The 19,190-nt window shown below is 59.2% G+C and carries 17 protein-coding genes; 1 reads left to right on the forward strand and 16 read right to left on the reverse strand.

The genetic code is table 11. From position 1 onward, the window contains the following. Positions 1-55: 55 nt before the first annotated feature. Positions 56-3,541, reverse strand: a complete 3,486-nt coding sequence (gene dnaE / locus FHT78_RS12245; protein ID WP_183743852.1) for a DNA polymerase III subunit alpha — start codon at positions 3,539-3,541, stop codon at positions 56-58. A 116-nt stretch (positions 3,542-3,657) separates the two neighbouring features. After that, on the reverse strand, positions 3,658-3,783 hold the full coding sequence (locus FHT78_RS29650; RefSeq protein ID WP_281412849.1) for a hypothetical protein: 126 nt from the start codon (positions 3,781-3,783) through the stop codon (positions 3,658-3,660). 70 nt (positions 3,784-3,853) lie between these two features. Between FHT78_RS29650 and FHT78_RS12250 the strand changes: the two genes are divergently transcribed. Next, the gene (locus tag FHT78_RS12250; RefSeq protein ID WP_183743854.1) at positions 3,854-4,315 is read left to right on the forward strand and encodes a DUF5680 domain-containing protein; all 462 of its coding nucleotides are present in this window, start codon (positions 3,854-3,856) and stop codon (positions 4,313-4,315) included. A gap of 3 nt (positions 4,316-4,318) precedes the next feature. On the opposite strand, the gene FHT78_RS12255 is transcribed toward FHT78_RS12250, so the two are convergent. The 14 genes from FHT78_RS12255 to nuoH form a co-directional block, all read right to left on the reverse strand. After that, complete coding sequence (locus FHT78_RS12255) at positions 4,319-5,002, reverse strand: ABC transporter ATP-binding protein (RefSeq protein ID WP_183730168.1); 684 nt, start codon at positions 5,000-5,002, stop codon at positions 4,319-4,321. A 55-nt stretch (positions 5,003-5,057) separates the two neighbouring features. Continuing rightward, the gene (locus tag FHT78_RS12260; RefSeq protein ID WP_183743856.1) at positions 5,058-6,362 is read right to left on the reverse strand and encodes a lipoprotein-releasing ABC transporter permease subunit; all 1,305 of its coding nucleotides are present in this window, start codon (positions 6,360-6,362) and stop codon (positions 5,058-5,060) included. Between the two features lie 17 nt (positions 6,363-6,379). Then, positions 6,380-7,702: a proline--tRNA ligase gene (gene proS, locus FHT78_RS12265; RefSeq protein ID WP_183743858.1), complete on the reverse strand. Its 1,323-nt coding sequence runs from the start codon at positions 7,700-7,702 to the stop codon at positions 6,380-6,382. Positions 7,703-8,289: 587 nt separating this feature from the next. After that, complete coding sequence (locus FHT78_RS12270; protein WP_183743859.1) at positions 8,290-8,565, reverse strand: DUF1467 family protein; 276 nt, start codon at positions 8,563-8,565, stop codon at positions 8,290-8,292. A 110-nt stretch (positions 8,566-8,675) separates the two neighbouring features. Then, positions 8,676-9,080 (reverse strand): methylmalonyl-CoA epimerase, encoded by a 405-nt coding sequence (mce, locus tag FHT78_RS12275; protein ID WP_183743861.1) that lies wholly within the window; start codon positions 9,078-9,080, stop codon positions 8,676-8,678. 3 nt (positions 9,081-9,083) lie between these two features. Then, positions 9,084-10,754 carry a ribonuclease J gene (locus FHT78_RS12280; protein WP_183743863.1) on the reverse strand — a complete coding sequence of 557 codons (1,671 nt, stop codon included), beginning with the start codon at positions 10,752-10,754 and terminating at the stop codon, positions 9,084-9,086. 17 nt (positions 10,755-10,771) lie between these two features. Then, positions 10,772-11,536 carry a biotin--[acetyl-CoA-carboxylase] ligase gene (locus FHT78_RS12285; RefSeq protein WP_183743865.1) on the reverse strand — a complete coding sequence of 255 codons (765 nt, stop codon included), beginning with the start codon at positions 11,534-11,536 and terminating at the stop codon, positions 10,772-10,774. Beyond that, positions 11,536-12,981 (reverse strand): NADH-quinone oxidoreductase subunit NuoN, encoded by a 1,446-nt coding sequence (gene nuoN, locus FHT78_RS12290; RefSeq protein WP_183743867.1) that lies wholly within the window; start codon positions 12,979-12,981, stop codon positions 11,536-11,538. Before nuoN ends, FHT78_RS12285 begins: the two co-directional genes overlap by 1 nt. A 14-nt stretch (positions 12,982-12,995) precedes the next feature. Beyond that, complete coding sequence (locus FHT78_RS12295; protein WP_183743869.1) at positions 12,996-14,507, reverse strand: NADH-quinone oxidoreductase subunit M; 1,512 nt, start codon at positions 14,505-14,507, stop codon at positions 12,996-12,998. Beyond that, positions 14,507-16,504 (reverse strand): NADH-quinone oxidoreductase subunit L, encoded by a 1,998-nt coding sequence (gene nuoL, locus FHT78_RS12300; RefSeq protein ID WP_183743870.1) that lies wholly within the window; start codon positions 16,502-16,504, stop codon positions 14,507-14,509. Before nuoL ends, FHT78_RS12295 begins: the two co-directional genes overlap by 1 nt. A 7-nt stretch (positions 16,505-16,511) precedes the next feature. Continuing rightward, on the reverse strand, positions 16,512-16,820 hold the full coding sequence (gene nuoK, locus FHT78_RS12305; RefSeq protein WP_007823900.1) for an NADH-quinone oxidoreductase subunit NuoK: 309 nt from the start codon (positions 16,818-16,820) through the stop codon (positions 16,512-16,514). 25 nt (positions 16,821-16,845) lie between these two features. After that, a complete protein-coding gene (locus FHT78_RS12310; protein ID WP_183743872.1) occupies positions 16,846-17,463 on the reverse strand; it encodes an NADH-quinone oxidoreductase subunit J in 618 nt (205 codons plus the stop codon). Between the two features lie 142 nt (positions 17,464-17,605). After that, complete coding sequence (nuoI, locus tag FHT78_RS12315) at positions 17,606-18,097, reverse strand: NADH-quinone oxidoreductase subunit NuoI (RefSeq protein WP_183743874.1); 492 nt, start codon at positions 18,095-18,097, stop codon at positions 17,606-17,608. A gap of 37 nt (positions 18,098-18,134) precedes the next feature. Further along, the gene (gene nuoH, locus FHT78_RS12320) at positions 18,135-19,181 is read right to left on the reverse strand and encodes an NADH-quinone oxidoreductase subunit NuoH (RefSeq protein WP_183743876.1); all 1,047 of its coding nucleotides are present in this window, start codon (positions 19,179-19,181) and stop codon (positions 18,135-18,137) included. Between the last annotated feature and the right edge of the window lie 9 nt (positions 19,182-19,190).

Here is a 19,190-nt window from a genome sequence, read left to right on the forward strand (position 1 = left end):
CCTGCAGGCCGGCTGAAAAACAGCCGACCGGCGCACTGCCGGTCGCTCTTTTCGTTCAGACGAGTTCGACGTCGACGACACCAGGAGCGGCCCGCAAGGCGGCGGCGATCTCCGGCGTGATGCGGTATTTGTCCTGCAGCACGACTTCAACCTCGCGCTTGCCCTCCTCCTTGATCACGATGAAGGAGACCAAGCCATCGCCCTTGGCGTTCAGGTGCGCGGCAACGGCACGCAGCGGGCCGGAGTCGCGCACATAGACACGCAGCGCCTTCTGCATCTGCAGCGATTTTTCCTCCAGCGACTGGATGGTCTGCAGACGCAGGCTGACGCCTTCCGGTCGCTCTTCGCCGATCGCGGTGATAACGAAGGATTTTCCGGGCTCCAGTATGTCACGATACTGGTTCAGCATTTCGGAGAAGAGCACGGCTTCGTACTGGCCGGAGGAATCCGAGAAGACGATGATGCCCATCTTGTTACCGGTGCGTGTCTTGCGCTCCTGCTTCGAAATGACGGTGCCCGCCAGTCGCCCGTTCGCAGCACCCTGCTTCACCGCCGTCGAGAAATCCGCGAAAGTCTGCACGCGCATCTTCTGCAGGATGTTGTTGTAGCTGTCGAGCGGATGGGCGGTCAGGTAGAAGCCCAACACCTGGAATTCCTTGAGCAGCCGCTCGGAGGCAAGCCAGGGCGAGAACGGCGGCAGGGCGATCTTTTCCGGGCCAGAGGAAAGCGCTCCGCCGAAAATATCCGACTGGCCGCTGAGCTTGTTTTCCTGGGCGCGCTGCGCATAGCCGAGCACGCGGTCGAGACCTGCCGAAAGCTGGGCGCGATCCAGGTTGAAGCAATCGAAGGCCCCGGCATAGATCAGGCTTTCCAGCACGCGGCGGTTCACCTGGCGCGGATCGATGCGCAGGCAGAAATCCTCAATGCTGGCAAAGGGCTTATCGCCGCGCATTTCGACGATGTGGTCAACCGCGGATTCGCCAACGCCCTTGAGAGCTGCAAGCGCATAATAGATGCGGTTATCGCCGGTCTCGAAATGCCGGAACGAGGTCTGGACGGAAGGCGCAATGACCTCGATACCGAGGCGCTTAGCATCCTGGCGGAAGTCGTTGACCTTTTCGGTGTTCGACATGTCGAGCGTCATCGAAGCGGCCAGGAACTCGACCGGATAATGCGCCTTCATATAGGCCGTCTGGTAGGAGACGATGGCGTAGGCGGCCGCGTGCGACTTGTTGAAGCCGTAGTTTGCGAACTTCGCGAGCAGTTCAAAGATATTGTCGGCCTGCGGCTTCGACACGCCGTTCTTGACCGCACCGACGACGAAACGTTCGCGCTGCTGGTCCATTTCGGCCTTGATCTTCTTGCCCATGGCGCGGCGCAGAAGATCGGCTTCGCCAAGCGAGTAGCCCGACAGGACCTGGGCGATCTGCATCACCTGTTCCTGGTAGACGATAACGCCCTGCGTTTCCTTGAGCAGATGATCGATCATCGGGTGGATCGATTCGAGTTCCTCGTCGCCATGCTTGCGGGCGTTGTAGGTCGGGATGTTTTCCATCGGACCCGGACGATAAAGCGCGACCAGCGCGATAATGTCTTCGATGCAGTCCGGCTTCATGCCGATCAGCGCCTTGCGCATGCCCGCACTTTCCACCTGAAACACGCCGACCGTTTCACCGCGCGACAGCATCTCATAGGTCTTCTTGTCGTCGAGCGGGATCTTGGCGAGATCCACCTCGATGCCGCGCTTCTTGCAGAAATCGACGGCGACCTTGAGCACAGTCAGCGTCTTCAGGCCGAGGAAGTCGAACTTCACGAGACCGGCCTGTTCAACCCACTTCATGTTGAACTGAGTGACCGGCATGTCGGAACGCGGATCGCGATACATCGGCACGAGCTTCGACAGCGGGCGGTCGCCGATCACGATACCGGCGGCGTGAGTCGAAGCGTGGCGGTAGAGGCCTTCGATCTTCTGGGCGATATCCAGAAGGCGGGCGACGACCGGCTCCTTGGCCGCCTCTTCCTGGAGCTTCGGCTCTTCCTCGATCGCCTTGGAAAGCGGCGTCGGGTTTGCCGGGTTATTCGGCACCAGTTTGCAGATCTTGTCGACCTGACCGTAGGGCATTTCCAGGACGCGGCCGACGTCGCGCAGTGCGGCGCGCGCCTGGAGCGAACCGAAAGTAATGATCTGCGCCACCTGCTCGCGCCCATATTTACGCTGCACGTAACGGATCACCTCTTCACGGCGGTCCTGGCAGAAGTCGATATCGAAGTCCGGCATCGAGACGCGTTCCGGATTGAGGAAGCGTTCGAAGAGCAGCGAGAAACGCAGCGGATCGACGTCAGTGATGGTCAATGCATAGGCGACCAGCGAACCCGCACCCGAGCCGCGGCCAGGACCGACGGGAATGTCATTCTGCTTGGCCCACTTGATGAAGTCCGCAACGATCAGGAAGTAGCCGGGGAACTTCATGCGCTCGATGACGCTGAGCTCGAATTCCAGCCGCTCGCGGTAATCCTTCTCCTCGTAACCCGCCGACATGCCGAGCGTGGCCAAACGCATATCGAGCCCCTCCTGTGCCTGGCGGCGGAGTTCCAGCGCCTCGGCGCGTTCGGCCTCTTCAGGATCGTCCGTGGCGCCAGTGAAGCGCGGTAGGATCGGCTTGCGGGTCTTCAGAATGAAGGAGCAGCGTCGGGCGATCTCGACAGTATTTTCCAACGCCTCCGGGAGATCGGCGAAGAGCTTTTCCATCTCCGCACGGCTCTTCAGATAGTGATCGGGCGACAGGCGGAAACGGCTGTCGTCGGACACGATGGCGTTGTGGGCGACCGCCATCAGTGCGTCGTGAGCGTCATAATCGTCACGCGTCGGGAAGAAGGCTTCGTTGGTCGCGACCAGCGGCAGGTCGTGCTTGTAGGCAAGGCCGACGATCTTCTGTTCGTGCCGCTTGTCGTAAGTGCCGTGCCGCTGTAACTCGACATAAAGCCGGTCCCCGAAGATGCGCTTCAGCGTCAGGAGCCGGGTCTCCGCATGCGCGGCATGACCGTCCTTGAGCGGCATGTCGATCGGCCCGGTCGAGGCACCCGTCAACGCTATCAGGCCTTCCGTGCCGATCTCATCCAGCCACGAGGCGCGGATGTGAATTGTCGAGTTGCCCTCGCCGCCGAGATAGGCGCGGCTGACAAGATCGACCAGCCGCTCATAGCCTGCGTCGGTCGCGGACAGAAGTACGATGGAAGGCAGCTTGACCAGCGCCTGCTGACCTCCCCGCTTTTCGGTTTCGAGGCCGTCTTCCATATCGATCGATACCTGGCAGCCGATGATTGGCTGGAGCCCGTCATCCATCGCTTTCTGGGAAAACTCCAGGGCGACGAAGAGATTGTTGGTATCGGTGATGGCAATGGCTGGCTGATTGTCGCTCGCTGCCTTGTAGAGGATCTTTTTGAGAGGCAATGCGCCTTCAAGCAGCGAATAGGCGGAATGAACCCTCAGATGCACGAAGCCTGGCTTTCCGCCGATCGCACCCTGTTCCGCATCCGCCATGACGTGCCCTTCCAACTGCATCAATAAAGAATGCGCATTGTCGGCATCGGAGGCGATTCTGTCCAGAAAAAGTCCTGCTTCGGGACCGCATGGCTGCCATGCGATCCCCTGAATTCTTACATTGCCATCACGATCAGCGAGAAGCTGGCAACGAACATTGCGATGGAGGTGAATGCTGCGATATCACGGATCATGTCAGTCATCTGGCTCTCCTTTGCTCTTATGTTTTTAGTTTGTTCCATGTATGTTCTGTTGTCAACAGGATTCCACCCCGCTTCTGCGGGACATGGTTAACATCGGAGCAGAGGGACTATGGACGTTCTGGAACTCAACAGCTTCATTGTCGAAGCCAAATCGCAGACATATGTCGCCGGCGCCAAGTCGCAGCCGTCTTATCGGATCGGTGCCCACGATATCGGCTACAAGCGTGGCATCTGGCGGTATCTCGACAGCTATTTCGGCGGTACGGATTTTGCCGGTCAGGAAGTCGTGTGGCTGGAGGAAAAGCCGGTCTGGGCGATGAATTATTTCGGGCGGATCATCGAGCCCGATATCATCGACGGAACTGTCGCCGGCGCGATCATTAGCGCCGCGCTGTCACAGCTCTACAAGCAGGGCCGCTTCCTTGGCGGCATGGTCTTCGATCATTCGCTGGGGCGCTATGTCGATGCGAGCGAAGGCGACTGCACGCATTTCCGTGGCCACGAATTCATTCTCGTAGGTGGTCAAAAGGCCTATGAGCTCGATTATCGCGGCGGGCTGATTATCCCCTGATGATCAGAAATCCACGACCTTGCCGTCGGAGATCGTGACGCGCCGGTCCATGCGCCGGGCAAGCTCGTGGTTGTGTGTGGCGATCAGCGCGGCAAGGCCGGACTGACGCACCAGAGCCTCCAGAGCGTCGAAGACATAGCTCGCGGTTTCCGGGTCGAGATTGCCGGTCGGCTCGTCCGCCAGAAGCAGGCTCGGCGCATTGGCAACGGCGCGCGCAATGGCCACGCGCTGCTGCTCACCGCCGGAAAGCTCGCCTGGGCGATGCGTACCGCGGTGGCCGATGCGCATGTAATCCAGAAGCATCTTTGCCCGCTCGCTCGCTTCCTTCCATGAGAGGCCGGCGATGAGCTGCGGCATCATGATGTTCTCCTGCGCCGAGAATTCCGGCAGCAGGTGATGGAACTGATAAACAAAGCCGATCTCGCCGCGGCGGATGGCGGTGCGCTTGTCATCGGAGAGGCCATCACAGGGGCGGCCGTTGACCGTGACTTCTCCGCCATCAGGATGCTCCAGCAGGCCAGCCACATGCAAAAGCGTCGACTTGCCCGTGCCTGACGGTGCAACCAGCGCCACCATCTCACCGCTCGTCAGCGAGAAATCCGCGCCCTTGAGGATGGTCAGCAGCGTTTCGCCCTGTCCGTAATGGCGCTCGACGCCCGAAAGCTTGAGAACGACGTTCCGTTTCATGAATGCGGCATTCCTTGGATTTGGCCTTGGATCATGCATGACCTTGGATCCTGGCCTATTCGTAACGGAGGGCCTGGACGGGGTCGAGGCGGGAGGCGCGCCAGGCGGGGAAGATCGTCGCGATGAAAGAGAGCGTCAGCGCCATGATGACGACAGAAACTGTTTCGCTCACATCCATTTCCGCCGGCAACTGGCTCAGGAAATAGAGCTGCGGATCGAAAAGCACTGTGCCCGATACCCAGGAGAAGAACTGGCGGATGGATTCGATGTTGATGCAGACGAACACGCCGAGCAGCACGCCGGCGATCGTGCCGACGATGCCGATCGCAGCCCCCGTCATAAAGAAGATGCGCATGATGGCGCCGGAGCTTGCGCCCATGGTACGCAGGATCGCGATATCGCTGCCCTTGTCTTTCACCAGCATGATGAGACCGGAGATGATGTTAAGCGCAGCGACGAGCACGATCAGCGTCAGGATCATGAACATCACATTGCGCTCGACCTGCAGGGCGGAGAAGAAGGTCTGGTTGCGCTGGCGCCAGTCGGTGATGGCGATCTGCCGGCCGGCCGCCTCCTCCACCTTGGGCCTCAGATTGTCGATATCATCAGGGTTGTTGACGAAGAGTTCGATCGACTGCACCAGCCCGTCGGCATTGAAATAAAGCTGCGATTCCTCGAGTGGCATATAGATGATCGAGGCATCGTATTCCGACATGCCGATCTCGAAGAGGCCGGAAATTTTGTAGGACTTGATACGCGGATTGACACCCATCGGCGTTACGTCACCCTCCGGTGATGTCAGCGTAATCAGGTCGCCCGCCCGCAGTCCCAGCTGATCGGCCATGCGGCTTCCGACCAGAACGCCGTCGCCCGCGGCAAAACCCACCATATCGCCGGACTTGATGTTATCGGAAACCGTCTTGAGCTTGGTCAGGTCTTCGGCCCGAGTGCCGCGCACGAGCGCGCCAGTGCTGCCGCCCGTCTGCGAAGAGGCCAGCACCTGGCCCTCCACCAATGGCAGCGCCATCTTGATACCGGGCACCGCCTCGAATTTCTTCACGAGGTCCGCATAGTCGGTGAAGGGACCATCGACTGGCTGGATGATCATGTGGCCGTTGATGCCGAGGATGCGGGAGACGAGTTCCGTGCGGAACCCGTTCATCACGGCCATGACTATGATCAGCGTTGCAACACCCAGCATGATGCCGACGAAGGAGAAGCCGGCAATGACCGATATAAAAGCCTCCTTGCGGCGGGCGCGCAGATAACGCCACGCCACCAGACGTTCGAAGGTAGAGAATGGCTTGCCAGCCGGACCCAAGCCGGATTTGGAACTCCGGTCCACTGCTGCCTCTGCCATTTCGCCTCCGTCCTACTTTAAGCCACGAACCTGTTGATCGCCGCCTCGATGGTCATCGTTTCGCGGGCGCCAGTCTTGCGGTTCTTTACTTCCACTTCGCCGTTTGCGACCGCGCGCGGACCGGCGATGATCTGGTACGGCACGCCGATCAGATCGGCGGTCGCAAACTTGGTGCCGGCACGATCGTCCGTGTCGTCATAGAGCACGTCCTTGCCCGCCTTCGTCAGCGCTGCGTAGATCAGTTCGCAGGTGCCGTCACAGGCCTCGTCGCCCGCCTTCATGTTGATGACCACGACATCGAAGGGCGCGACCGACTCCGGCCAGATGATTCCGTTCTCATCATGCGATGCTTCGATGATGGCGGGAACAAGGCGCGTCGGTCCGATACCGTAGGAACCCATGTGAACGAAGTGTTCCTTGCCATCGGGTCCTTGGACTTTCGCACCCATCGGCTCGGAATACTTGGTACCGAAATAGAAAATATGGCCGACTTCGATACCGCGCGCAGAAAGACGCTCGCCCTCCGGAATGGCGTTGAAGGCGGCCTCGTCATGCATTTCGGAGGTCGCGGCGTAGAGCGACGTCCACTTGCTAAAGATCGACTTCAGACGGTCGACGCTGTCGAAATCGGTGTTTCCCGCGGGGATATCGAAGTTGACGAAATCCCTGTGGCAGAACACTTCCGACTCGCCGGTATCGGCGAGGATGATGAATTCATGGCTGAGATTGCCGCCGATCGGGCCGGTATCGGCGCGCATCGGAATGGCGCGCAGGCCGAGACGATCGAAGGTGCGCAGGTAGGCGGTGAACATCTTGTTGTAGGAATGTTCCGCACCTTCGCGCGTCAGATCGAAGGAATAGGCGTCCTTCATCAAGAATTCGCGCGAGCGCATGGTGCCGAAGCGCGGACGGACCTCGTCACGGAATTTCAGCTGGATGTGATAGAGATTGAGCGGCAGGTCCTTGTAGGACTTGACCGACGAACGGAAGATATCCGTGATCATTTCTTCATTGGTCGGGCCGTAGAGCATCGGGCGGTCCTGACGGTCCTTGATGCGCAGCATCTCCTTGCCGTAGGCATCGTAACGACCGCTCTCCTGCCAGAGCTCCGCGGACTGCAACGTCGGCATCAGGAGTTCTATCGCGCCCGCGCGGTTCTGCTCCTCACGGATGATGTTGTTGACCTTGTCCAGCACCTTCTTGCCGAGCGGCAGCCATGAATAGATACCCTGCGACTGCTGGCGGATCATGCCGGCGCGCAGCATCAGCCGATGGGAGACGATTTCCGCCTCCTTGGGATTTTCCTTAAGGATGGGTACGAAGAAGCGGGACAGACGCATGGCGGATTCCGGTATAGTTGAGACGCCGCTTACCCAAGCGGAATCGACGGTATTTATTAAAGATGGGAGCGTTCATAGCCGCTTCGCGGCAGGAAAGAAACCCGCGACCAGCGCAAGCTGACTCCCGCAGACGCATGTTAGCACCTACAAATTGAGCTGGCGCGAAAAAACGCGTATTTATAAGGGCTTGAAGGTAAATCTTGTCAACAGAAAAATTTTGCGTGACTGTAGCAAAAATGCAAAAAAAGCTGATGACAAAGCACATTCTTTGAGCTAGCTTTAGCCCACAAAACAGGCAGGAAGGTTAAATTCTTGCCGTACTCGCGGTCAAGTCTTGGGAGGATCAGATCTTAGGCGCGCTTGTCGCTGCCCCGGTAACGGTTAAGGATCACGCGATACTTAAAACAAGGCTTTTAGCCTTGTTTTTTTTTGCTTTTTCGGTTCCCAACAGACCCGAAAACCAGCCTCATCTTTCGTTAGGTAAAACTGCTTTCCGTTACGCAAGGTCATTGCCTCATTTGCATGACATGCGTGTGACGGTTTCGCGGCACCTTTACATCTGCTCAAAGATTGAGCAAAAGTCATTTCTAATAGAAGCTAGGCCCTATTTGCGGAAGTGCATCGAAGCCGAAACCGAAATAGGTCGAGCAGATGTACCAGATACCGTAGATGGCGCCGGAGATGAACGTCGTCAGCGAGAAGACGAAAAGCGGGCGGAAACGGGTCGGCGCGCTCGGCACGGTCCCCAGCACAACATCATTATCCTCCGCCTGCGTACGAAGACCAATCGGCAGGACAGCGAAAAGCGTGATCCACCAGATGATAAAATAGACTGCGAATCCTTGGAGGAAGGCCTGAAACATCTTGGTCTCGTCGGTATCGCGCCTTGGCGCTTCGTTTCGCGTGCTTATAAGCGGGAATGACGGCCAATTCAAAGGCTACGAATAATTTAGGTCACTCTGCCGCAGTGCGATCAGGCCTGTTCCAGCTCAATGAGCGTTCCGAAGAAGTCCTTCGGGTGGAGAAAGAGCACCGGCTTGCCGTGAGCGCCGATCTTCGGCTCACCATTGCCAAGCACCCTCGCCCCTGATGCCGCCAACCTGTCGCGCGCGACCAGAATATCGTCGACCTCATAGCAGATATGATGCATGCCGCCGGACGGGTTCTTCTCGAGGAAGGCCGCAATCGGCGAGGCTTCACCGAGCGGCTCCAGCAGTTCCACCTTGGTATTCGGCAGTTCCACGAAGACGACCATCACGCCATGCTCCGGCAAAGCTTGCGGCTCGGAGACCGCGGCGCCCAGCGTGTCGCGATAGCTTGCAGCCGCAGCAGTCAGATCAGGCACGGCGATGGCGATATGGTTCACCCGGCCAATCATCACTCAGACCCTGGTGATGAAAACGGTGACGACCGGCTTCTTGCCCCACGCGTTGTTGGCGGCGGAGCGAACGGCGCGGCGCAGGGCCTCCTGTACCATGTCGATATCCTTGCGGCGGGCGCGTGGAATGCTCTCGAACGCGCCAATCGCGGCATCGAACAGCATATCCTCCATATCCTCGCCTTCGTCATCATAGGCCGGCAGGCCGATCGCCACGAGATCGGGCTCCCCTATGATGTCGTAGCGGTTATCCAGCACAATGCTGACGGCGACATGACCGACATAAGCGAGCTTCTTGCGCTCGCCGATGCCCATTTCGTCAAAGTCACCGATCAGTGACCCGTCCTTGTAGATGCGACCGTGCGGCGCTTCATCGATCACCTCGACCGGTCCCGGCGCCAGCCTCAGCACATCCCCGTTGCGCACGCGCGGTACGGTCGGAATACCCGATTGTTCGGCAAGCTCCTTGTGCGCCGTCAGGTGCGTTGCCTCGCCATGCACCGGCACGACGACCTTCGGCCGCGTCCACTCGTACATCTTCTGCAGTTCGTTGCGACGCGGATGGCCGGAGACATGCACCAGCGCCTCCGTGTCGGTAATGATATGAACCCCCTGCTCGACGAGGCCATTCTTGATGTCCTGAATCGCCTTCTCGTTACCGGGGATGGCACGCGAGGAGAAGACTACGATATCGCCGGCGGCAAAGGCTACGTTGCGCATCTCATCGCGGGAAAGCTTGGCAAGGGCAGCGCGCGGCTCGCCCTGGCTGCCGGTGAGAATGACGACGACTTTGTCACGCGGGATGAAACCATAATCCTCTTCGGAGATGAACGGCTTTATGCCTTCCATCAGGCCGATATCCTGAGCGACGTCACATACCCGCTTGAGCGAGCTTCCCAGCAGCAGCACTTCGCGACCCGCAGCTTCGGCGGCTTCGGCGACAGTGCGGATACGGCCGACATTGGAGGAGAAGGTGGTGATCGCCACGCGACCTTCGGCATCTTCGATAATCTTGCGCAGGCTCTCCGAGACATCCTTTTCCGAGGGCGACACGCCGTCGCGCAGCGCATTAGTGGAATCGCAGAGAAGCGCCAGCACGCCTTCATCACCGAGCTGACGGAAACGGGTCTCGTCCGTCAGCGGCCCGAGCGACGGCTCGTGATCGATCTTCCAGTCGCCGGTGTGGATGACATTGCCGAGCGGTGTGCGGATCATCAGCGACATCGGCTCGGGGATAGAATGGTTGACGGCAACGCCCTCAATGCTGAAGGGCCCGGCATTGATCCTATCACCGGCTTTGAAAATGGTCACCGGCACTTCACCGATCGCATCCTTCTCGAAATTGCGCTTGGCTTCCAGGAGCCCAGCCGTGAAAGGTGAGGCGTAGACCGGCACATTGAGGCCCGGCCAGAGGTCGGCGAGCGCGCCGTAATGGTCCTCATGAGCGTGAGTGATGATGATCGCCTTGAGGTTCTTGCGCTCATTGGCAAGGAAACGGATGTCGGGCAGGACGAGATCCACACCCGGCAGATCCGGCCCCGGAAAGGTGACGCCGCAATCTACCATGATCCACTGGCGATGATCCGCCGGGCCGTAGCCGTACAGCGCGAGATTCATACCAATCTCGCCGACGCCGCCCAGGGGCAGAAATACCAGTTCGTCCTGTTTCGCCATAACGTTTGTTTTTTCCACTATCCAAAGAATACATCGCCGGCTGCAATCGGCATTATCCTGCCTTCGCCGGTATCGAGCATCAACAGGCCATTATCATCTATTCCGGCGAAAAACCCGGAAATCGACCTGTCGGGCAAATTCACGGTTATCTTTTCGCCAATGCCACAGGCAACCGCACGCCACCGCGCCGTGATCTCGCTGATACCCCGCCCTTCATCCCAGATATTCAGCGCCTCGGTCATGGAGGCGAAGAGATGAGCGAAGAGTTCTTCGGGTGAAGCCGCACTTCCCTGATCGCGCAGGCAGGTGACGGGATAGATCGGGTTATCGGGCATGACGGCTACGTTGATGCCGATGCCAATCACGACAGCGTGGCGCCCGTCAACCAGCCGCTCACCTTCTACCAAGATGCCGCAGGTCTTCTTGCGTCCAATCAGGATATCGTTCGGCCACTTCACCTCTACGGGCTGGGCGCCGGGCGGCAGAACGCTGCGAACTGCCTGATGAACCGCGACGGCGATTGCCAGCGGCAGGGAGGCGAGGCGCTCCATCGGTGCGGGGTCGATGAGCAGAAGGGAGGCGTAGAGATTGCCGCGCTCGGAAACCCAGGGACGGCCCCGGCGGCCCCGGCCGCCGGTTTGTCGTTCGGCGGTCACCCAGAGCAGACCGCCGTCCCCTGCCCGAGCCCGGGCAAGGCATTCCGTATTTGTTGAGGACGTTTCCGACAAGGCCTCGTGCCTGACATCGCCGAGCGATATCCGGCGCCGCTTGTCGGAAGCCATCAGAAGAGCGTCGCCGCAGCAAGCTCGGCCGCGCCGCCGATCGGACCACCGATGAGAACATAGGCCGCAACGAAGAGACCGGAAAGACCGAAGACGAGACGCAGCGAACCGGAGACTCGGGCAAATTCGCCGGACGCCTCATCGAACCACATCAGCTTGATGACGCGCAGGTAGTAGTAAGCACCGACGACCGATGCCAGAACACCGATGACGGCAAGCGTATAGAGCTTGGCCTCGATGGCGGCAACGAAGACGAAGTACTTCGCGAAGAAGCCGGCGAGCGGCGGGATACCGGCAAGCGAGAACATCAGTGCGGTCAGCACGACAGCCATAAAGGGGTTCGTCGTCGACAGGCCGGCAAGATCGCTGACATTCTCGACAACCGTACCATCCTTGCGGCGCATTGACATGATGATGGCGAAGGAGCCGAGGGTCATGACCATGTAGATCGCCATGTAAAGCATGACGCCGGCAACGCCCGTCTGGTTTCCGGCGGCGAGACCGACCAGCGCGTAACCCATGTGACCTATCGAGGAATAGGCCATCAGTCGTTTGATGTTCTTCTGGCCGATGGCCGCAAATGAACCGAGCAGCATGGAAGCGATCGAAATGAAGACGATGACCTGCTGCCAATCTGATAGCACCGGCTGGAAGGCGGTGATGACGATACGGGTCATCATCGCCATGGCGGCAACCTTCGGCGCGCTCGCGAGGAAGGCAGTGACCGGGGTCGGTGCGCCTTCATAAACGTCCGGCGTCCACATGTGGAACGGAACGGCCGAGATCTTGAAGGCAATGCCGGCGAGGATGAAGACGAGGCCGAAGATCAGGCCGAGCGAACGTGCTCCTTCGACCGTGAGCGCCTGCGCAACCTCGGCGAAATGCGTGTGCCCGGTGAAGCCGTATACCAGCGACATGCCATAGAGCAGCATGCCCGAGGAAAGCGCGCCAAGGACGAAATACTTCAGGCCGGCTTCGGTCGACTTCAGGCTATTGCGGTTGATCGCAGCGATGACGTAGATCGCCAGAGACTGCAGTTCAAGGCCGAGATAGAGCGCGATCAGGTCGTTGGCCGAGATCATCAGCATGATGCCGAGCGTACACAGCACCAGAAGAATCGGGAACTCGAACTTGTCGAGCTGATTTTCCCGAGCATGACCCATCGACATGAACAGCGCGACGAGGGAGCCGATCAGTGCCAGCACCTTCATGAAGCGTGCAAAGCCATCGGCGAGATAGACGCCGCCATAAGCAAGGCCGTCGCCGGGAACGAAGATCAGCCACAGGCCGGAGATGGCAATCACGATCATCGCCAGCGCGCTGACGAGCGGACCGGACCGCTCGCCCGAGAAAACGCCGATCATGAGCAGCAGAAGTGCACCGATCGCGAGGATGATTTCCGGCGCGGACAGGTACAGGCTCAGGGAGATTGTTTCAGCGGTCATGTCCTAAAGTCCCGTCATTTCATCGACAGCGCAACATTCTGCGCTGCCTGCACTGCGGCCGAATAGCTGTTGATCAGATGGTCTACCGAAGCTGCGGTCGCATCGAAGACCGGAGCCGGATAGACGCCGAAGAAGATGGTGAGCGCGATCAGCGGATAAAGGATGATCTGTTCTCGAGGCGAAAGGTCGAGCAGAGCCTTCAGCTTCTCCTTCTCCAGTGCGCCAAAGATCACCCGGCGATAGAGCCAGAGCGCGTAGGCGGCCGAGAGGATGACGCCGGTGGCGGCAAAAAGCGCAACCCAGGTGTTGGCGCGGAAGACGCCGATCAGCGTCAGGAATTCGCCGATGAAGCCCGAAGTGCCGGGCAGACCGACATTCGCCATGGTGAAGACCATGAAGGCGACCGCGTATTTCGGCATGTTGTTGACCAGGCCGCCATAGGCAGCGATCTCGCGCGTATGGGTGCGGTCATAGACGACGCCGACGCAGAGGAAGAGCGCGCCCGAGACGATGCCGTGCGACAGCATCTGGAAGATCGAACCCTGCAGACCCTGAGCGTTGGCAGCGAAAATGCCCATCGTCACGTAGCCCATGTGAGCCACCGAGGAATAGGCGATCAGCTTCTTGATGTCGTCCTGCATCATCGCGACCAGCGAGGTGTAGATGATAGCGATAACGGACATCGCGAAGACGAGCGGCGCGAAATAGTCCGACGCGACGGGGAACATGCCGATCGAGAAGCGGATCAGGCCGTAACCGCCGAGCTTCAGGAGCACGCCTGCCAGGATGACGGAACCAGCGGTCGGCGCCTGGACGTGCGCGTCAGGGAGCCAGGTGTGGACCGGCCACATCGGCATCTTCACCGCGAAGGAGGCGAAGAAGGCAAGCCACAGCCAGGTCTGCATTGCCGGCGGGAACTTGTAGTCCAGAAGCTGGGCGATATCGGTCGTGCCCGACTGCCAGTACATGGCCATGATGGCGAGCAGCATCAGCACCGAGCCGAGCAGCGTATAGAGGAAGAACTTGTAGCTCGCATAAACGCGGTTCGCACCGCCCCAGACGCCGATGATCAGGAACATCGGAATGAGGCCGCCTTCGAAGAAGACGTAGAAGAGAACGATATCAAGCGAGACGAAGACACCGACCATCATCACTTCGAGGATGAGGAAGGCGATCATGTATTCCTTCAGGCGCTTCTCGATCGAGAGCCAGCTTGCGAGCACGCAGAAGGGCATCAGGAAGGTCGAGAGGATAATGAACAGCATGGAGATGCCGTCTACACCGACATGGTAACCGATGCCGGTGCCGAGCCAGCTATGCTGCTCGATCATCTGGAAGCCCGGATTGGCGTTGTCGAAGCCGATCCAGATGAAGAGCGAGAGAATGAAAGTGAAGACCGTGGTGATCAAGGAGATCCACAGCACGTTCTTGCGGCCATTCTCGGTTTCGCCGTTCATCAGCAACAGAAGCACCACGCCGACGAGCGGCAGGAAGGTGACCGTTGAAAGAATAGGCCAATCGGTCATCAGAAGGAACTCCCGAGCATCATCCAGGTAACGAGCGCCGCAACGCCGATCAGCATCGCGAAGGCATAGTGATAGAGGTAACCGGTCTGCAGGCGTACGACACGGTCGGTGACGTTGACGACGCGGGCGGCAATGCCGTTCGGACCGTAGGTATCGATGACGCCGACATCACCCTTCTTCCACAGGAAGTTGCCGAGCGCCTTGGCGCTGCGGACAAAGAGGAAATCGTAGAGTTCGTCGAAGTACCACTTGTTGAGCAGGAACTGGTAGAGCACACGGTGCTGCTGGGCGAGCTTGCGCGGCGTCGAGGGCGACCTGATGTACATGTACCAGGCGGTGACGAAGCCAAGCAGCATGGCAATGAAGGGGCTAAGGCCAACCCAGGCCGGGACGTGATGGAACTCTTCCACCAGCTCGTTTTCGGCACCGGTGAAGAGCGCCCCCTTCCAGAACTCGGCATATTCCTCGCCGTAGAAGCGGCCTTCGAAGAGCACGCCCGCCAAGACCGCACCGATCGCAAGGATGTAGAGCGGCACCAGCATGACCTGCGGCGATTCATGGACATGATGCATGACCTCATGCGAAGCGCGCGGCTTGCCGTAGAAGGTCATGAAGATCAGACGCCAGGAATAGAAGCTCGTGAAGAGAGCGGCAATGACCAGCAATGTGAAGGCGAAACCTGCAACCGGCGAATGCGCTGCATAGGCAGCCTCGATGATGACATCCTTCGAGAAGAAGCCTGCGAAGCCGACCGGGGTGAAGGGGATGCCGACACCGGTGATCGCCAGCGTGCCGATGATCATCATCCAGAACGTCATCTTGATATGCGGACGCAGGCCACCCATGTAGCGCATGTCCTGCTCGCCATCGACGGCGTGGATGACCGAGCCGGCGCATAGGAAGAGCAGTGCCTTGAAGAAGGCGTGCGTGAAGAGGTGGAAGATTGCCGCGCCGTAAGCACCGACGCCAAGAGCAACGAACATGTAGCCGAGCTGCGAGCAGGTCGAGTAGGCGATGACGCGCTTAATGTCGTTCTGCACGAGGCCGACGGTCGCCGCGAAGAAAGCGGTGATCGCACCGATCACTGTCACGACGACGAGCGCATCATGCGAGAGTTCGAAGATCGGCGACATGCGGGCGACGAGGAAGACGCCGGCGGTCACCATGGTTGCGGCATGGATGAGTGCGGACACCGGGGTTGGGCCTTCCATGGCGTCCGGCAGCCAGGTGTGCAGCAGGAACTGCGCCGACTTACCCATTGCGCCCATGAAGAGCAGCAGGCAGGCACCGGTCAGTGCGTGCGCCTTGTCGAGATGCATGCCGAAAAGGTTCAGGATCACTTCACCGGCTTCACCGCCGCCTTCCGCCGGAGCGAAGGTCGAAGCATTGGCGAAGATCGTGTCGAAATTGATCGAGCCGAACAGCACGAAGACGGTGGCAATGCCGAGCACGAAGCCGAAGTCGCCGACGCGGTTGACGATGAAGGCCTTTATCGCAGCCGCCGAGGCCGAGGGCTTTTTGTACCAGAAACCGATCAGCAGATACGAGGCCAGACCTACGCCTTCCCAGCCGAAGAACATCTGGGCGAGGTTGTCGGAGGTCACCAGCATCAGCATGGCGAAGGTGAAGAGCGACAGATAGGCGAAGAAGCGCGGCCGGTGCGGATCGGTGTGCATGTAACCAATCGAATAGACGTGCACCAGCGTCGAGACCGTATTGACGACGATCAGCATGACCGAGGTCAGTGTATCGACACGCAGCGACCAGGAGACATCGATACCACCAGATTGGATCCAGCGGAGAACCTCGACCTTGATCGCACCTTCCGGATGGCCGAGCGCAACCGTGAAGAAGACGACCCAGGATAGGATGGCGGCGATGATCATCAGGCCGCTGGTGACATATTCCGACGCCTTGGCGCCGATCGCGCGGCCGAAGAGGCCCGCGATGATCGCGCCGATCAGGGGAAGGAAGACGATAGCCTTATAGAGGAACATGAGCCGCTCAGCCCTTCATCATATTAACGTCTTCGACCGCGATCGAACCGCGGTTGCGGTAGAAGACAACGAGAATTGCAAGACCGATCGCCGCTTCAGCAGCAGCAACAGTCAGAATGAACAGTGCGAACACTTGGCCGACGATGTCGTTAAGAAACGACGAGAAGGCGACCATGTTGATGTTGACCGACAGCAGGATCAGTTCGACCGACATCAGGATGACGATGATGTTCTTCCGGTTCAGGAAGATCCCGAAGATGCCGATCGTGAAGAGGATGGCGCTGACCGTGAGATAATGGGAAAGTCCGATGACCATGTTCTTTGTTCCTTGACCTCTCGGTTCAGCTCACGCCCTGACCCGGCTTGACCTTGACCACCTCTACGGCGGTCGCGGGCGTGCGGGCAACCTGGCGGGAAATATTCTGCCGCTTGATGTTGGTGCGATGCTTCAGCGTCAGCACGATCGCGCCGATCATGGCGACCAGCAGGATCAGACCAGCGATCTGGAAGAAGTAGACGTAATTCGTGTAGAGCACGTCGCCGAGCGCGGCCGTATTGGTGCGTTCGGTGAGCGCCGGGATCGGCATGGCGACCGTCTTGGCGATCTCCGGCGAGATCGCGCTGCCGCCGATGACGACGATCAGTTCGGCTGCGAGGATGAGACCGATGAGCGCGCCGATCGGCGCATATTCGAGAACACCGGCGCGAAGCTCGGTGAAGTCGATGTCGAGCATCATCACCACGAAGAGGAAGAGAACAGCGACCGCGCCCACATAGACGACAAGCAGGATCATCGCCAGGAATTCGGCACCCAGCAGCAGGAAGAGACCCGCCGCATTGAAGAACACCAGGATCAGGAACAGAACCGAGTGAACCGGGTTCTTCGCCCAGATGACCATGAACGCCGACGCTATCGCGACAAAGGCGAAAAGATAGAAAAATAGAGCCTGCAGACCCATGTTGGTGCCTTTTTCATCTTCCCCCGGGCAGCCGGGAGTTTCCCTGCCCGATAGGACTTCGCGCAGCTTCCGCCGACAAAGCCCCGGTGCATGTTAACCGCAGTGGACGAGAGCGTCCGATCAGCGGCATTTCAAATTTCAATCAACGATACGGCGCATCCATCGCCATGTTGCGGGCGATTTCACGCTCCCACCGGTCACCGTTGTCGAGCAGCCTCTGCTTGTCGAAGTAGAGCTCTTCGCGGGTCTCGGTGGCGAATTCGAAATTCGGGCCTTCGACGATCGCATCGACCGGGCAAGCTTCCTGGCAGAAGCCGCAATAGATGCATTTCACCATATCGATGTCGTAACGCACCGTGCGGCGCGTGCCGTCATTGCGGCGCGGGCCGGCTTCGATGGTGATCGCCTGAGCGGGACAGATCGCTTCGCACAGCTTGCAGGCGATGCAGCGCTCTTCGCCGTTGGGATAACGGCGCAGCGCATGTTCGCCACGAAAGCGCGGGCTGACCGGACCCTTTTCGAAGGGATAGTTGATCGTCGCCTTCTGTTTGAAGAAATAGCGCATCGACAGGAAGAAGGCGCCGACGAATTCCTTGAGGAAAAGCGAGTTGATGGAGGCGGACAGGCTTCCCATCTTCAATCTCCAATTTTGCCGGAAACGAGGTTGGACATCAGCCGGCCCATCCCGTCAGTTTCAGCACGAATGCAACGATGACGACCATGGCGAGCGACAGCGGAAGGAAAACCTTCCAGCCGAGGCGCATGAGCTGGTCGTAGCGGTAGCGGGGCACAAAAGCCTTGACCATGGCGAACATGAAGAACACCAGGCACGCCTTCAGCATGAACCAGATGATGCCCGGTACCCAGTTAATGAGCCAGAAATCAACCGGCGGCAGCCAGCCCCCCAGGAAGAGGATCGTCGTCAGCGAGCACATCAGGACGACGGCCGCATATTCACCGAGCATGAACATCATGTACGGAGCAGAACCGTATTCGACCATGAAACCGGCGACGAGTTCGGATTCTGCTTCCGGAAGGTCGAAGGGCGGGCGGTTGGTCTCGGCGAGCGCCGAGATGAAGAAGACGACGAACATCGGGAACAGCGACAGCCAATGCCAGTCGAGGAACGAGTTCGGCAGTCCGAGCATGGTGCCAAGGCCCGTATGCTGCGCATTGACGATATCGGTCAGGTTCAGCGAACCGACGCAGAGAAGGACGGTGACGATAACGAAGCCGATCGAAACCTCATAGGACACCATCTGCGCTGCCGAGCGCAGCGCGCCGAGAAATGGATACTTCGAGTTCGAAGCCCACCCACCCATGATGATGCCGTAGACCTCGAGCGATGAGATCGCGAAGATATACAGAATGCCGACATTGATGTTGGCGATCACCCAGCCGTCGGCCAGCGGCACAACCGCCCAGGTCGACAGCGCAAGAAGCACGGTGACGAGCGGAGCAAGCAGGAAGACCGCCTTGTTGGCGCCAGCGGGGATGACCGGCTCTTTGAAGACGAACTTCAGAAGGTCTGCGAAGGACTGGAACAGGCCGAAGGGGCCGACGACGTTCGGACCGCGGCGGAGCTGGACGGCAGCCCAGATCTTGCGGTCGGCAAGCAGGACGTAAGCGATGAAGACCAGCAGGCAGACGAGCAGCAGCAGCGACTGACCGATCATGATGATCGCCGGCCAGACATAGGTCGAGAAGAAAGAATCCATGAGTTCCTG

The organism is Rhizobium sp. BK196, assembly GCF_014193255.1.
In the GTDB taxonomy this organism is placed as follows: Bacteria; Pseudomonadota; Alphaproteobacteria; order Rhizobiales; family Rhizobiaceae; genus Rhizobium.